Origin of the sequence: Paenarthrobacter nitroguajacolicus (assembly GCF_031455195.1) — a bacterium.
Classification (GTDB): domain Bacteria; phylum Actinomycetota; class Actinomycetes; order Actinomycetales; family Micrococcaceae; genus Arthrobacter; species Arthrobacter nitroguajacolicus_D.
The window spans coordinates 119456-135261 of the sequence record NZ_JAVDSH010000007.1 but is presented as its reverse complement, the minus strand read 5'-3'; the positions used below and the strand labels follow the sequence as shown (position 1 = coordinate 135261).

At 60.6% G+C, this 15806-nt stretch carries 11 protein-coding genes; 3 read left to right on the top strand and 8 right to left on the bottom strand.

Annotation, left to right across the window (positions count from 1 at the left end; genetic code table 11):
• Positions 1 to 48 precede the first annotated feature (48 nt).
• On the bottom strand, positions 49 to 1380 hold the full coding sequence (locus J2Y68_RS15620) for an L-fuconate dehydratase (protein ID WP_309994713.1): 1332 nt from the start codon (positions 1378 to 1380) through the stop codon (positions 49 to 51).
• A 216-nt stretch (positions 1381 to 1596) separates the two neighbouring features.
• On the opposite strand from J2Y68_RS15620, the gene J2Y68_RS15615 reads away from it, so the two are divergent.
• Positions 1597 to 2520, top strand: coding sequence for a fumarylacetoacetate hydrolase family protein (locus J2Y68_RS15615; RefSeq protein WP_309994712.1), 924 nt, complete (start codon positions 1597 to 1599; stop codon positions 2518 to 2520).
• Positions 2520 to 3269 carry an SDR family NAD(P)-dependent oxidoreductase gene (locus tag J2Y68_RS15610; protein WP_309994710.1) on the top strand — a complete coding sequence of 250 codons (750 nt, stop codon included), beginning with the start codon at positions 2520 to 2522 and terminating at the stop codon, positions 3267 to 3269. Before J2Y68_RS15615 ends, J2Y68_RS15610 begins: the two co-directional genes overlap by 1 nt.
• 365 nt (positions 3270 to 3634) lie before the next feature.
• Here the strand turns inward: J2Y68_RS15610 and J2Y68_RS15605 are convergent, their stop codons facing one another.
• The 7 genes from J2Y68_RS15605 to mdlC form a co-directional block, all read right to left on the bottom strand.
• Positions 3635 to 4981 carry an MFS transporter gene (locus J2Y68_RS15605; RefSeq protein WP_309994709.1) on the bottom strand — a complete coding sequence of 449 codons (1347 nt, stop codon included), beginning with the start codon at positions 4979 to 4981 and terminating at the stop codon, positions 3635 to 3637.
• A gap of 354 nt (positions 4982 to 5335) precedes the next feature.
• Positions 5336 to 6361 (bottom strand): carbon-nitrogen hydrolase family protein, encoded by a 1026-nt coding sequence (locus tag J2Y68_RS15600; RefSeq protein ID WP_309994708.1) that lies wholly within the window; start codon positions 6359 to 6361, stop codon positions 5336 to 5338.
• A gap of 358 nt (positions 6362 to 6719) precedes the next feature.
• Positions 6720 to 7607, bottom strand: coding sequence for a LysR family transcriptional regulator (locus tag J2Y68_RS15595; RefSeq protein WP_209754588.1), 888 nt, complete (start codon positions 7605 to 7607; stop codon positions 6720 to 6722).
• A gap of 226 nt (positions 7608 to 7833) precedes the next feature.
• Entirely contained in the window at positions 7834 to 8838 is a 1005-nt protein-coding gene (locus J2Y68_RS15590) for a lactate/malate family dehydrogenase (protein WP_309994706.1), read from the bottom strand.
• A 156-nt stretch (positions 8839 to 8994) separates the two neighbouring features.
• Entirely contained in the window at positions 8995 to 10407 is a 1413-nt protein-coding gene (locus J2Y68_RS15585) for an amidase family protein (RefSeq protein WP_309994704.1), read from the bottom strand.
• Between the two features lie 33 nt (positions 10408 to 10440).
• Positions 10441 to 11934 carry an aldehyde dehydrogenase family protein gene (locus J2Y68_RS15580; RefSeq protein WP_309994702.1) on the bottom strand — a complete coding sequence of 498 codons (1494 nt, stop codon included), beginning with the start codon at positions 11932 to 11934 and terminating at the stop codon, positions 10441 to 10443.
• A 58-nt stretch (positions 11935 to 11992) separates the two neighbouring features.
• Entirely contained in the window at positions 11993 to 13603 is a 1611-nt protein-coding gene (mdlC, locus tag J2Y68_RS15575) for a benzoylformate decarboxylase (RefSeq protein WP_309994701.1), read from the bottom strand.
• Between the two features lie 299 nt (positions 13604 to 13902).
• On the opposite strand from mdlC, the gene J2Y68_RS15570 reads away from it, so the two are divergent.
• On the top strand, positions 13903 to 15783 hold the full coding sequence (locus tag J2Y68_RS15570) for a beta-glucoside-specific PTS transporter subunit IIABC (protein ID WP_209754595.1): 1881 nt from the start codon (positions 13903 to 13905) through the stop codon (positions 15781 to 15783).
• Positions 15784 to 15806 lie beyond the last annotated feature (23 nt).

Here is a 15806-nt window from a genome sequence, read left to right as displayed (position 1 = left end):
AGCTAGGCTGCCGAGGCTGGCGGCGGCTGAGGCCGCACGTGGCAATGTTCACGATGAGGTGAGGTTGACGAGCGCTGATGGGGTCGCGGTCCAGGCTGCGCCGTCGGGAAAGCTGTAATGGGTCAGGGCCTGGCTGAGCATTTCATTGCCGGCGCCAAGGGCGGATGGCGGCCAGTAGCTGCCGTCGTGGACGTGAACCGGAGTGACGAAGTGCTCGTGGAGGTGGTCGACGAACTCGATCATTCTGTTGTCCTTGGTTCCGGAGACCGCCACGAAGTCGAACATCGAAAGGTGCTGCACGGCTTCGCATAGTCCTACACCGCCTGCATGCGGACAGACGCGGACTCCGTAGTTCGCTGCGAGGAGCAAGATGGCGATATTCTCATTGACCCCTGCCACCCTTGCGGCATCGATCTGCACAACGTCAACCGCCCCGGCCTGGAGCAACTGTTTGAAGACCACGCGGTTCTGGACGTGCTCCCCGGTAGCTACGGGAATAGGTGCCAGCGCCTTCGCGATAGCGGCGTGACCCAGGATGTCATCAGGGCTGGTGGGCTCCTCGATCCAGGCGATGTCATAGGGCGCCAAGTGGCCCACCCATTCGATCGCTTCGGCAACATCCCAGCGTTGGTTGGCGTCCACGGCGATCTTGATATCCGGGCCCAATGTCTCCCGGGCGATCCGGACGCGGCGGATATCATCCTCCAGGGAGGCGCCCACTTTCAGCTTGATTTGCGTGAATCCTTCGGCCACGGCTTCCTTGGCCAGTCGAGCAAGTTTCTCGTCACTGTATCCGAGCCAGCCCGGCGTTGTCGTGTATGCCGGGTAGCCCTCGGTGAGAAGCCGGGCCCGGCGCTCTCCCCTGTCCGGTGCCGCGCGGCGCAGGATATCCAACGCTTCCTCCGGAGTCAGGGCGTCCGTAATGTACCGGAAGTCGACCAGGGATACGAGTTCTTCCGGGCTCATGCGGGACAGCAGGTCCCACAGGGGAAGCCCCTCACGCTTGGCCTTAAGGTCCCACAACGCATTGATCACGGCGCCGATCGCCATGTGCATCACGCCCTTTTCCGGTCCAAGCCAGCGCAGCTGGGAATCGTGGACCAGCAACTTCCATGTGGCCCCCATATCGCCGAGGAGTTCCTCGGCTTCCCGGCCCAGAATGTGAAGCCGCAGCGCTTCAATGGCCGCAGTCTCCACTTCATTGCCGCGGCCGATCGTGAAGACAAAGCCATGGCCTTCGTGGCCGTCCCCGGCATTCGTGCGGATGATGAGATAAGCGGCCGAGTAGTCGGGATCCGGGTTCATGGCGTCCGACCCGTCCAGCCCTTGGGATGTGGGAAAGCGGACATCGAACGTATCCACCGCAGTGATAATGCTCATGCTGCTCCTTGCCTTGCTTAGGCCTTGCTTCCGCTTCACCCTTCGTCGGGAGGGAGCCACCGTGGCCATATGAGTTGAGGTCTGAATCAACCTAAACATCCGATGTATTCCTTGTCAACGGCTCGACATTCCGTACAATAAGGCACAAAGGCACCTTTAACTAGGCAGATACGCGCCTTAAACCTCGGATGTTAAAGCAATACCTCGAAGGGGAGAATGCCCGTGAAGTTTGCCCGCTTGGGACCGGCCGGATACGAACAACCGGCAGTCATCGTAAAGGACGCCGACGGCGTCGATCAGTACTTCAGCGTGGCCGCGCTGACCGAGGATATAGACGGAGGTTTCCTCGCGAGCGGCGGCATTTCCCGTGCCCGCAAAGCCTTGGAATCCGGCGAACTTCCCGCCATTTCCGCCAAAGGCCTTCGCCTGGGAGCGCCGGTCGCACGCCCTGGATCGCTGGTCTGCATTGGCATGAACTATGCCGCGCACGCAGCCGAGTCCGGTTCAGCCCCGCCACAAATCCCTGTCGTGTTCCTCAAGCCATCCAACACTGTGGCGGGTCCGTTCGATGCCGCCCCCATCCCGCCGTCGTCAGAGAAGTACGACTGGGAGGTGGAGCTCGGCATCGTGGTCGGCAAGGAAGCGTCATATCTTTCCTCGGTGGCGGATGCCGTGGAGTGCATCGCAGGTTACCTCGTGGCGAACGATCTCTCCGAGCGGGAGTACCAGATATCGGGCGCCGCGGGCCAGTGGACCAAAGGCAAGTCGCTGCCGTCGTCTACTCCGCTGGGACCTTGGCTGGTTCCGGCGGACGAGGTCGATGGCGGGGCGCTGCGGTTGCGCTCGTGGGTCAACGACGAGCCTCGGCAGGATTCAAACACCGCCGACCTGATCTTCGATGCTGCCACTTTGGTACACCATGTCAGCCAGTACATGCTCCTGGAACCGGGCGACATCATCCTTACAGGTACTCCCGAGGGTGTGGCGCTGTCCGGCCGCTTCCCCTACATCCAGCCAGGCGACGTGGTCGAACTCGAGATTGAAGGGCTTGGGCGCCAACGCCAGGAATTCTACCGGGCGGCCGCCGAAGGCTCCGCGCCCGCGGCATCCGTCTCGGTCGGCGCTGGAAAGGATCTCTGATGACCGACGAGTTCGAGGGCATTGCAGCCATCGTAACGGGGGGCGCGTCCGGCATCGGCGCCGCCATTGCTGACCGCCTTGCCGCGGGCGGGGCGAAGGTTGCCGTGCTGGACCTTGACCCTGCCGGGTCTGCGCACTTCGGTATCGAGTGCAACGTTGTCGACGACGACTCAGTACGGACCGCCATTGACGCGGCCGTCCGGCATTTGGGGAGATTGGATGTAGTTATCAACAATGCCGGTATCGGCGCGCAAGGGGATGTCACGACCAACGACGACGCCGAATGGCACCGGGTCTTCGACGTTAACGTGCTGGGAATCGTGCGTGTGAGCCGCGCCAGCCTCCCGCACTTGCGGAAATCGCCTGCCGCGGCGATCGTGAACACATGCTCCATCGCGGCTACAGCTGGGCTGCCGCAGCGAGCACTGTATTCCGCGTCAAAAGGCGCGGTGTTGTCGCTCACGCTGGCGATGGCGGCTGACCACGTCCGCGAGGGCATTCGCGTGAACTGCGTGAGCCCGGGAACTGTGGATACGCCGTGGGTGGGCCGCCTCCTGGACTCGGCAGCGGACCCCGAGGCTGAACGTGCCGCACTTAACGCCCGCCAGCCGCAGGGCCGTATGGTGGACGCCGCCGAGGTTGCGGGCGCCGTCGCGTACCTTGCCAGCCCCCTGTCGGGTTCCACGACCGGCACTTCCCTGGCTGTGGACGGCGGGATGCAGGGGCTTCGTCTCCGATTAGCCACCTAGTTTCGTCAGGCGACACGCAACAGGTGTCCACATTCGCGTTGATGGACGGAAGTCGGCTCCGACCTCGTGCGGTGCACTCAGGCTCGTCTGTGCCTGCGGGGATAGATCTGGTGGACAGCGGCTTGACGCCACCAGTTCGGGTAGGACATTTGTCCTGTTGGGCCAGGTCGAGGAGCGAATTGCTGCGGGTCAAGTGATCGGCGATGATGCCGTCCACGGGATTGGTGATGAAGCTGGCCGCTACCGAGTCGAAGAACATGATGGGTGCGCTGGGGCCGATCGCACCGAAGTACTGGATGCTGAGGATCAAGCCGGTGGCGCGAACGATGTTGCTGCCTGGTCGTACTCGGCCAGGCAGCAACAGTTCACTCGACGTTTGCAGGTTGTGCAGGCGCGACGGTCTCGTGTGGGGTGGCGAATCCTTGCAAGTGTCGTGGTTTGATTGCTACAAGGCAGGCGATGGAGGCGGCCATGAAGACGATTATGTACGCCGAGATTGCCATTGATGTTCCTGTGGCCTGGTGCAGCCCTTCGGCGATTGCAGGTGCGAAGCCGCCGCCGAGTATGCCACCGACGGCGTACGGTAGTGACGCCGCTGTGTAACGAATTCTGGGCGGGAAGAGTGCGGCGAAGAGTGAGCTTTGTGGCCCGTACGATACCCCAAGCCCGATGGCGAGGACGAATACGGCGAGTGCGAAGGCCGCCAGGGACCGTGAATCGATCAGCAGGAACATTGGAACGGCCCAAATTGCGAGGAGAATGTAGCCGCCCATCATGGCTTTTCGGGCACCGAATCGGTCGGCCAGAACTCCGCCCCATAGGGTGCTGCCGATCCAGATCAGGGACGCGATCATCAAAATGAGCAGTACGGGGCCGGCTTCCATGCCGAGGCCCGAGGTGGTGTAGGGCAGGAAGTATCCGATGAGTAGTAGACCAGCGAGGATGTTGGCCATGAATGCCCCCGCTGCCAGGGTCATGTGGACTGTGTAGCCTTTGAAGGCCTCTTTCAGCGGTATCCGGGCTTCGGTGTTTGCCCTTTTTACCTCGGCGAAGGCGGGTGTTTCCTCGATTGAGGTCCTGATCTTGATGCCTACGAGCACAAGGGCGACGCTGATGAAAAAGGGGATGCGCCAGCCAAAGGTGGTGAACTGTTCTGGTGTGGTGAGTGCCTGGACAAGGAAGAAACTACCCGTTGCCAGCACAAAGCCTGCCGGAGTTCCGATTTGGGAGAACACGCCGTAGAAGCCGCGCTTCTTTTCCGGGGCATACTCGACGGCCATGAGGGCTGCTCCTCCCCATTCTCCGCCTGTGCTGAGGCCCTGAATAAATCGGAGGATGACAAGCAGTACGGGTGCCGTCATGCCGATTTGTTCATAGGTGGGCAGCACTCCCATCCCGAGGCTGGCGATACCCATGACGCAGAGGGTCCCGATCAATGTGGCTTTTCGCCCGTATCGGTCACCGAAGTGACCCGCGATGACGCCGCCCAAGGGGCTGGCAATGAAGCTGGCAGCTACGGATCCGAGAGAGACGATAAGCGCGTTCGGGCCCAAGGCACCGAAAAACTGCTGGCTGAATATCAAGCCTGCCGCTGAAATGTATGCGAAAGACAGGTACCACTCGATGGTGGATCCGATGCCACTGGCCAGGCGGACGTTTCGTAGCTGCGCCCGGGTAGGGGGCGTGTGCCCGGAAATTGATGGTGTTTTCATGAGGGGCTTTCTGGTTTTGATGGGAAATAGGCGTAGCTCAGCGATATGGGTGGATTGCTGGGGGTGCGACTCTGACGTTGATCAGAGCCGGGGGATCGTCGTCGGCGTTTGGCGGGGACGAGATTGAGCTGCCCAAGGCAAGTGGGGCGGGATTCGGGGAGGGCTTAGTCAGGGGGAGCCAGGTGAACGTTCGACGGTGCCGAAGAGAGTGGTCAGGTCGGAGACTTCTCGGACGCTGTGTTGGCTAGGGCCGAATGGCTATGGGCATGCCCGGGACCGGCAAGCAGTCTTGCTGTGTGGGTTGGTCGTCAGGAGATGCGGACGGACGCCATGCCGGCCGGGAGTCCGGCGACCTTACTCATGCGCCGGAAGTTCGGTCCCTGTCAGGCTTTGGTTACCAGGAGGCGGAAATTCCTGTTCGCCGTAGTTGTTTGCGAGGCCTTCGGTACTTACCGGTCTCCCAGGTGAGGAGTTGAATACCAGACGAAGGACATCGGGTCGTGCATAGTGGCCGACAGGATCGAGGGTGTTTTTGGCCAGGTCGATTGTGGAAAGATCTATATCTGCATAGACGATGCCTTCCTCGGTTGGCGGCAGTTCTTCGGTCAGCAATTTCGAGTCGGGCCCGTAGACACGGGCGAAACCGCCGCCGCCTGTGTACACCGGAGTCGGACCGCCATTGGCGTCAGGGAAGGTCTTGGCGCCCTCATCGCTCATGATTTGCGATGAGGTGATGACGAAGGAGCCGCCCTCCAAGGCATAAGTTTGGGAAGCGGCCATGATCGACCCCGGGCTAAGCGCCGGCTCACTGCCCAAGATTCCGAGGCAAGGCCAAGAAGCGACATGAATTTGTTCGTTTTGCGAGTACATCGCATATTTCGTCAGGGGTTGCAGATGCTCGGCACAGTTCAACGCACCCACCCGGCCCAATGCCGTGTCGACGACTTTGATTCCGCTACCGTCGCTTTCACCAAACAAGGTTCGTTCGACATGGGTTGGTTTGAGCTTGCGGCGGTGCAACAGAATCCCGCCATCGGGGCCGATCATGGATTGGGCCATATAGAGAGAACTGCCCGACCTCTCGCTGAACCCGAGAACAATGGTGATCGCGTGTTCGGCGCAGGCATTCCTGATGCGAAGCATCTGTTCGCCGCTTACGGTGAGTGAGTTCGCATAGTACCGGGCTACAAAGTCCTTCTGGAGGTAGACCGGATAACTCCACAAAAATACGGGGTAACCCGGTATCCAGGTCTCTGGAAATGCCAGGAGATCGGCTCCGCCGGCAGCCGCTTCGGCAATCAGAGCGATGGTTTTGACCACGGTCGCTTCCGAATCCAGCCACACCGGCTCGGCTTGAACAGCGGCTAAGCGGATGCTCATTTTTTTCTCCTGGTAGTGGGGAAAGCACTCCTCCCGAACGTTTCCAGCGGCGGGAAGAATCGCTATGACTTGACTCTAGCGGGAGCGTGCGAATCAAGCGACTAAATGTTTTTTGGGACCTCCATAGAGAATCTCTATACGGATTTAGAAGGTCATTTGCTTCTTCAGCCAGAGACAACGTTCCGTTGTGCAGCTGAGGAAAGGCCACACGTATCCCCGGCCAGCAGAGCGTTCATCTTCTCCTCCTGGCGGGGACCGCGCGGGGTGAACATTCCGGGGTAGGTAATAAGGCGAGAAACTCATCCCTCGGGTATGACCCATGTAGAGAACCACAGGCTCTGGTTTCAGCCCAATACGGTTACTTCAATGCCTCCGCGATTGTTTCGCGGAACCAGGCGCGGGCAGGAGACACGGGCGGGGCGCCGTTCCAGTAGAGGGAGACGTTGAACGCCGGCATCTGGAAAGGAAGTTCGCGGAATGTCACGGGCTGCTGGGTGGCGAAAAGTTCAGCGACGCGCAGGGGCACGATGGCGGCATAATCACTGCCAGCCACTATTTGAGGCAGTACGGAGAAATGGTGGAGACGGAGCACCACGCGCCGTTTGATTTGCATTGATTCGAGCAACCGGTCGGCTTGGTAGTGTCCGGAAGACCTATCAATAGCGATGTGGGGCAGGGCGGCGAATTCCTTCAGGGTCAATGTTGCCGATGAGCCTGTGTAACTTTGAGGCAGCACGCAAACGTATCGCTCCTCGTAGAGAATCTCGCGGTGTTCGGCGCCTTCGATGGGCACGCTGGCAACTGCTGCATCGATTTCGCCGCGCATTAGCCAATCAGACACTGAATCGATCTGCATGGGAATGATTTCCAGCGTCGCATTGGGTGCTGCGCTCCCGAAAGCACGAAGAATGCGTGGGAGGAAAGTGAGTTCTCCGAGGTCGCTCAGGCATAGTCGAAACTCCCGCCGTGTAGAGGCGGGCTCAAAAGTTCTTCCGGTTTCCACCGTTGAGTCAATGACCTCAATTGCGGGCTTGATAGTGGCAAAGAGCTCCGTTGCCCGCCTCGTCGGCGTCATCCCTTCAGCTGAGCGAATGAACAAGGGATCGCCCAATTGCTTTCGTAATCTCCCCAAGGCGTAGCTGACCGAGGGCTGCGTGACGGACAACGTCGCAGCTGCGCGGGTCAGGCTCCCGGTTTCGTAGATCGTCATGAAAGCCCGGAGGAGGTTGAGATCCATTCCTGTCATGCGCTCATTATAAAGTGTCTCAATCTACCTCAGTGTGATCATCGAGGTGGTGAATCGAGCCCGTGGTGACCCGGCCGTTCAGCGCAGTCCTTCTGCGGGTTGGTTCTCAGCTGACGGCGTTGGGGTGGGCTTCTCCCCGGCGAGTATTTACTTCGAGGGCTCTGCGGGGAGAAGCTAGCCGTTTGCTATCGGAGGCCTCATTCAATATAAGTGAACTGTTCGCTGGCTATTGGGTGCCGGGGAAGTCTTGAACTGCCCGTGCTGCCGCCGCTGTGACGGATTTGGCGGCCTCCGTCAGTCCCTCTTTTTCAGCTTCCGAGATCGGGCCCAGCGCCGGGACCATCCGACCTTGCTCCAGTCGTGTCGGGAGAGATATAAAGCTGTCGGGCAGGCTGTCGACACTGCCGGTCCAGATGGTAGCCGGGTGAATTTCTCCGGTAGCCATGGCTTTTACCGCCTGGACGACGCCAAGGGGTGTCGTCCAGCCGCTGCTGCGGCCGGGCTTGAGGGCTGACCATCTGGAGAACCAGCCGGTGATGTCCGTAGTGACCCGGGTCTGCTGGTCCGAGTCAAGGTTCAGGGTTTCGCCGTCGAGGGTGAGGCCGCTGAACAGCGGGACCTGCCCGTCGCCGTGTTCCCCCAGGACCAGGCCGGCAACGCGTTCCGGCGATACGCCAAGTTCTCTGGCGACTGCTGCTCGGAAGCGGATGGAATCGTTCAGGCTGTAACCGAGAATGCGATCGGGGCTGATTCCGGAGAGTTGATCGGGGCTGATTCCGGAGAGTTGTCTGAGTGCCTCGGCAAGGACATCGACCGGATTGGAGAGCAGCATAACTGCGCCATGCTCTCCTGCCAGGCGTTGTATGTCTGGCAGGAGGAGCCTCAATAGCTTGAGATTGGCGCGAAGAAAGTCCCGGCGGTCACCATCAGGACTTTCAGGCGCTGACGCTGCCACGATAACGAGGTCAACAGGGGTCCCGTCTGCGGGTGGTCCCACGACGAGCTTGGTGCGGGTATTCCCGCCGAGAATCTGCGCTTCGGCGATATCGATGGCGTGCGCATGCAGGACGTTGTCCCGTAAATCGGTCATGTAGACCGTGTCGGTGACAGCTTCCATGGCAAGGCGTTCGACGACGCCGGCGCCGATCAGGCCGGCGGCCCCGATGACGGCAACGCTGCCGGGCCAGGTGGGACTGTGTACGGGCGTCTCGCCGCTATTCTCTTCAGTCATAGTGCTTTCCTCTTTGGGTCGAAGGACGGATGGCCGGGCTGTGAGGGCGGCCGGGGATGCGGGTGGAGCTGGGGTGTACGAGGGAGTGCTTGCGGCAGCGTTAGTGTGCCCCCCTAAGGCACATGGCCGCTGGTGACTCTATTCAGTTCGTACGGATCACGACATGGGGATTTTGCTGGGCGGTGTGACCTGTGCGATCCCTGGTTCGATTGCTGCTACGAGGGCCAGAAGATCGTTGTCGGTACCGGACAGGGATGAGAACTCCATTCCCACCGGCAGGTGCGAAAGCGTTCCCGTGCCAACCGGGACGGAAATGCCGGGTAACCCGAGGATGCCACCCAAGTCCGAGTGCCGGATAAGAGTGGGAAACGTGGGAACGACTTTTCCGTTCAGTTCCATCCACTCAGACTGTTCGGCCAAAGGTGCCACGACGGGGACCGTGGGGAACATCAGGGCCTTCACATTGAAGGCATCCAACCGCCGCTGTAGCTCTTCGCGGAGGCGCTGCCGTGTCTGGAGTGCGGCCTGGTATTCGGCCCGGTCAACGGAACTCAGCCCCGCCACCAGAAGTTGCCTGACGTCGACGCTGGCGATGGTTTGAACCAGTTCCTGCAATGTCGGCCCATTGTGGGTGCGGAGGTAGTGTTCGAGGCCATCTGCCGCTTCCCCCCACAGGATGACTGTGGCGATCTCGGCTGCATCTTTGACGATGCTGTCGATGTCGACGTCGACGAACCGGGCTCCGTTTGCCGCCAGCGCTGCTTGGACTTGTCGGTATTTTTCCGCCACGTCCGGGTGTAGGTCAACTCTGTGGCACGGGCTGATGCCGATCCTTACGGATTGGTCTATGTGGGCGCTGACGGCGGGCCGCGAAGCGAGTACGGAATCGACGAGAAGAAGGTCCTGAAGGGTTCGGGTCATCGGGCCTGCAGTATCCCTGGTAGGGGTGAGGGATAGTATCCCGCCGTCAGGGTACCGCCCTGGAGAGGGTCGGAAGCCAAACAACCCGCACAGTGCTGCCGGCATGCGTACCGATCCGCCGGTGTCCGTCCCGATTCCAACTGGAGCCAGGCCCAGTGCGACGGCGGCGGCTGTTCCGCCGCTGCTCCCACCACAGATCCTGCCCGGGTCCCACGGGTTTTTCGGGAACCCATGGACTGGATTGTCCGACGTCGCTCCCAATGCGAGTTCGTGCATCACGTTCTTTCCTGTGATGACCGCCCCTGCACGGGTGAGCCGATCGATGAGGGGAGCGTTTCGTTCGGCGATGTTGTTTGCCAAGGCGGGTGTGCCCGCGGTCGTGGGGGCTCCGGCGACGTCGATATTGTCCTTCACCATGACCGGGACTCCGTTTAGATGACCGGGCAGCATGGTCGAAGGCAGTGCCGGCAAGGGGGGGATCACAGCATCGTATCCCGCCAGCTGCCCGGATAGTTGCTGCAGCTCCCTGAGGTGCCGGCGCGGTTCCAACGACCCTCCGGCCACTGCAGCGGCGGTGGCCAAGGCTGTGAGGTCGCGGCCTTCAGGCTGTGCCCGGTGCTGGGTCTCAGCTGCCTTTATGAAGGACATCGAGGTTTACCTCCGTTCCGTCGTCGCGGTTTTCTAGACGGGGTACTGGCGGGGTGTGTGCTGGATGCTGATCCAGTGGTCCGTGGTGAATTCCTGGATGCCCCATTCGCCGTTGAACCGTCCGAGCCCGGAGTTCTTTTCGCCACCGAATGCGGTATGAGGTTCATCGTTGACGGGGATGTCGTTGACGTGGGTCATGCCCGCCCGGATGCCTTGGGCGAATTTGACTCCCCGTTCAGTGCTGCCTGTGAATACCGCACTGGCCAGTCCGTAGTGGCTGTCGTTGGCCATCTCCAGTGCGTGGGCTTCGTTCTGGGCGCGAAGAATGCCGACCAGTGGGCCGAAAATTTCTTCGCGGGCCAGTTCCATATCCGGGGTGACCTCGGAGAAGATGTGTGGCGGTATGACTTGGCCGATGACCTCCGAGCCGAGGACTTTCCGGGCTCCTTCTTCAGTGGCGAGGTGGATCTTCTTTTTCAGCCCTTCGAGTTGCTGGCTGTTGATGACCGGCCCGATGAAGGTCCGGGGGTCTGCGGGGTCACCGAAGTTCAGCGTTCGTACGTGCTCCGTGAAACGGGTAACGAACTCGTCATAGACCGAGTCTTCGACGATGATCCTGTTGATGGCCATGCAGATTTGGCCTTGATGGAGGAACTTGCCCATTGCTGCGGCTCGGACTGCTTGGTCGAGGTCGGCGTCCGCGAGCACCACGAAGGGACTGTTTCCGCCCAGTTCCAGGGCGACGTGCTTGAGGTGTTTACCGCTGGCGGCGATGCGTCCGACGTTCTGTCCGACGGGTGTGGAACCGGTGAAGGAAATGAGCGCAGGTATTTCGTGTTCAACGAAGGCGTCGCCGATTTCACTGCCTGCCCCGATCACAACGTTTAGTACGCCGGCTGGGAGTCCGGCTTCTTCGAAGATTTTGCCGATCAGCAGCCCGCCAGTGAGTGCCGTGTCGCTGGCAGGTTTGAGTACAACGGCGTTTCCTAGGGCCAGCGCGGGGGCTACGGACCGTTGGGAAAGATGGAGGGGAAAGTTCCAAGGGCTGATGACCCCGACAACTCCCAAGGGCACCCGGTAAACGCGATTTTCTTTGCCGAGGACATCCGACTCCAGGATCCGTCCGTGCACCCGGTAAGGGAACGATGCCGCTTCCAAGGTGATGGCACGGGCCGCCCCAACCTCGATGTTGGCCTTCAGCACAGTGCTGCCTGACTCAGCTACAAGCCAGGAGACGATCTCGTCATGGCGTTCCTGCAGGATTGCAGCCGCGCGGAGGAGAATGCCTTGGCGGGTGGCCGGGGGCTGGGCCGCCCATTCCTTTTGAGCCGCGGCGGCAGCTGTGTAGGCGTCGTTGAGATCCTCGATGGTTGCCTGGCGTACTCCGCCGAGGATCTGCTGGTTGTAGGGGTTGGTGAGGGTGAGGGTGCGCTCAGAACGTCCCTCGCGCCATGTACCGCCGATGAATTGCCGGTTGGGAATCCATCCGGCGAGCAAGTCAGCGGTGTTTTCGAGCTGAATGGTCATTTCTTTATCCTTGGTGATCGTTGATCGGTCCGGGATCGTCAGTGTCGCCGGGAACAGATCAGAAGGGGCTGATGGTTGTTGTCATGATTTCGATGAGTGTCGGTTGCTCGGCTTCGAGCGCTGCCGTTAGTTTTTCCTTGAGGTTGGCAAGGTCAGTGACCTTGGAGGCCTGGACGCCATATCCGCCTGCCAGAGCGCAGAAGTCAATCCCGGGAACAGAGAGGCCTGGCACGTTTTCGGCGTTTAGCTTGGTTGCAAAGGCTTGAAGTGCGCCGTAGGTCCCGTTGTTGAGGATCAGGAAGACGACAGGGATGTTCTCCTGGGCGGCTGTCCACAGGGCGGTGATCCCGTAGTTTGCCGAGCCGTCTCCGATGATGCCGATCACGCGGCGGTTCGGGTTGGCCAATTGGACGCCTACGGCCGCCGGCATGCCGAAGCCCAGTCCGCCCGACGCCGGAAAGTAGTAGCTTCCAGGATGGGTCATTTCGAGCCTGTCCCACAACGCCCCAACCGTGGACGTCGCTTCATTGACGTAGACGGCGTCCCGGGGAGCAACTTCGTTGATCACTTCAAAGACCGCCTCGGGCGCGAGAGCCGTACCATCGGCCGCAGGCGGGGGAGCGATAATCCGGGGTGCAGGCACGGCCCGGTTTGACTCCGGTAGACCCTCAGTGAGGGCGTGGAGTGCTTCGGACATGTCTGCTACCAAGGCCGTGCCCATGGGCGCCCTGGCTGCTTCGCCCGGGTCGCAGGTGATGTGCAGCAGGGTTGTCTCCGCCGGGAGGAACTCGCCGGGTTCAAACTGGTGGTAGCGGAACACGGGGGCGCCCACGACCAGGACAACGTCATGATCCTTGAACAAGTCAGAGATTCTGGAAATCGAGGCAGGGAGCACCCCGCGGAAGCCGGGGTGGTTGGTCGGGAAGGGGCATCGGGGTGCCGAGGGCGCTACCCAGACCGGCATTTTGAGCTTGTCGGCCAAGGCAACGGCCTTGTGATTGGCGCGTGCAGCATCGATGTCTGGTCCTAGAACCAACACGGGGTTGGCCGCTGAGGCCAAAGCGTCGATGAAAGGTTCGAGCTGTCGGCGCGACGGTGTCCCTGCTGTGTGAACGCTCCGGCCGACTAGGTTGACGCTTACTTCCCCCGCATCTGCGTCCCAATCGTCGTAAGGCACTGAGATGTACACCGGCCCCTTGGGATCCTGCGTGGCGGCGTGGATGGCATGGCTGAGGGATCGGGGGACGTCCGCGGCGCAGGCAGGTTCCGAGCTGAACTTGACCAACGGACGGGGCAACGTCGTCGCGTCCACGTTGGAAAGCATGGATTCCATGCCTATCGACGGTCTGACCTGTTGTCCAGCCGAGATGACCAGAGGTGTATGCGAGTACCACGCATTCGTGAGCGCGCCCATGGCATTGCCCGTACCCGAGGCAGCGTGAAGGTTGACGAAAGCGGCCTTCCCCGATGCTTGGGCGTATCCATCGGCAATGCCCATGACCACGCCCTCATGAAGGCCAAGGACGTAACGGAAGTCTTCGGGCATAGCCCCAAGGAATGGCAGCTCGTTGGAACCAGGGTTGCCGAAAATGGTGGTCAAACCATTGGCCCGGAGCAGCTCATAGCTCGCCTGCTTGACCGTGGTCACGGGAAGTTCGTCATTCTGCATAATTCGACCATATCCAAACACTGATAATTGATCCACTAAATATTTTTACTTCTACAAATAGATATTCTCTATTTGGTGATCTGGTGGACGAAAACCGGGAGGAGCAGCAGATCCTCCGTTCGCGAGCACTGTTCGTGAGTCTCGTCGGGGGGTTGCTTGTGACTGGGGCAACACGTATGCTTCCGTCTCAGCGGCAATTTTGCCGAGAGGATTGTTACTCGGCTACGAGGCAAGACCTGAGAAGCACTTATGTGCGTCTTGGGTCTTTTTTTGTGCCCAAAATTGATGAGAGGTCTGACATGACAAGTGTGGACTACCGGTCCCTGGCCGGAGAGATTCTGCAGGGGGTGGGCGGCGAGAAGAACATCGTCAGCGTTGCTCACTGCGCTACCCGGCTCCGGCTCAAGCTGCGGGACGAGGCAAAGGCAAACACTGCTGCTGTCGAAAAACTGTCAGGTGTGATCACCGTGATGAAAGCTGGCGGCCAGTACCAGGTAGTCATCGGAGATAACGTTCCCACCGTCTACGCTGAACTCGGCAAAATGACCAAGCTCACCGAAGATGCTGGCGTCGATGACGAACCGGTATCGAAGGGCAATCTTTTGAGCCGCTTCATTGACCTGATTTCCTCGATTTTTTCACCTGTCATCTGGCCGCTGGCGGCCGCTGGACTGCTCAAGGCGTTTTTGAGCCTGGCTACCCAAATTGGGTTACTGGATCCCGCGTCCCAGACCAATGTGATCCTGGCCGCCACGGCGGACGCACTGTTCTACTTCCTTCCGCTCTTCCTGGCGGTGACGGCAGCAAGAAGATTCAAAGCCAACCAATTCACATCGATGGCCATAGCCGGTGCACTCGTTTATCCGAGCATCGTCGCTCTGGCCGCACAGCCAGGGCCCGTCAACTTCGCGGGCATTCCGGTGGTGATGATGAACTACAGCGGTTCTGTTATCCCCATCATCGTGGCGATCTGGCTCCAGTGCTACCTTGAACGCTTCCTCAGCCGGGCACTTCCATCAGCCATCCGGAACTTCACTACGCCGCTGCTGACCCTGCTGGTGATGGTGCCGCTGGTTCTTATCACAGTGGGCCCGATCACCACCTACGTGGCACAGGGTCTCTCAACCGGCATCAGCACGGCCTTCACTGTCGCGCCTTGGCTTGCCGGAGCCATTATGGGCGGCTTCTGGCAAGTCTTCGTCCTCTTCGGCCTGCACTGGGGCTTCCTTCCTGGAATGCTGAACGAAATCGCCACCGAGGGCCACTCTCTCCTGTTCGGGCCGCTGCTGCCGGCCGTACTCGCCCAAGCCGCTGCCACCCTCGCCGTGGCCTTCCGGACCCGTAACAAGGCCCGCCGTGCTGTGGCAGGTCCCGCTGCACTATCTGGTTTCCTTGCAGGCATCACTGAACCTGGCATCTACGGCGTCAATCTTCCCCTGAAAAGGCCGTTCTACTTCGGCATCGCCGGGGGAGTCGTGGGCGGTGCGGTTGTAGCGGCCGGTGGCAGCGGTGCAACCTCCTTCGTGTTCCCCTCATTGCTGGGACTGCCGGCATTTACTACCGTGGGCAACGTCTTCCTCCTGCTGGTAGGAACAGGTGCCGCCGTCGCGATCGGGTTCGGTCTGACCTTCTTCTTCGGCCCGCGTGAGGTTGAGTCGGTGGCAGCGCCGGATGCCGGCGACTCTGTACCCGAGACTGACCTTGTTTCCGCGCCGACGATGACTGGCACCGTCCAGGTGCTGGCTCCCGTCACCGGCCGGGTCGTGGCACTGAAGGACGTTCAAGACAAGGTGTTTGCCTCTGGTGCCATGGGCAAGGGCCTGGGTATCATCCCCGTGGATGGTCGGATCTACTCACCAATCACAGGCACGATCAAGGCCGCCATGAAAACCGGCCACGCCTTTGGCATCAAGTCCGACAACGGCGTCGAGGTCCTTGTCCACATCGGCATAGACACCGTCCAGATGCAAGGCCGCGGGTTTGAAGCCAAAGCGGCGCGCGGCCAGCGGGTCCAGGTTGGCGATCTGCTCGCTGTCGTCGACTTGGAGACCGTTGCCGAGGCCGGCTACGACATCACGACCTTGGTGATGGTCACCAACACGGCCCAGCTGGCCAGCGTGAACCCCGTGACCGAAGGGACCCTTGCCAACGGTGACGCCGTGATTTCCGTCCAGTTCTAAGCCCCGCCCGATCCCCCATCCAG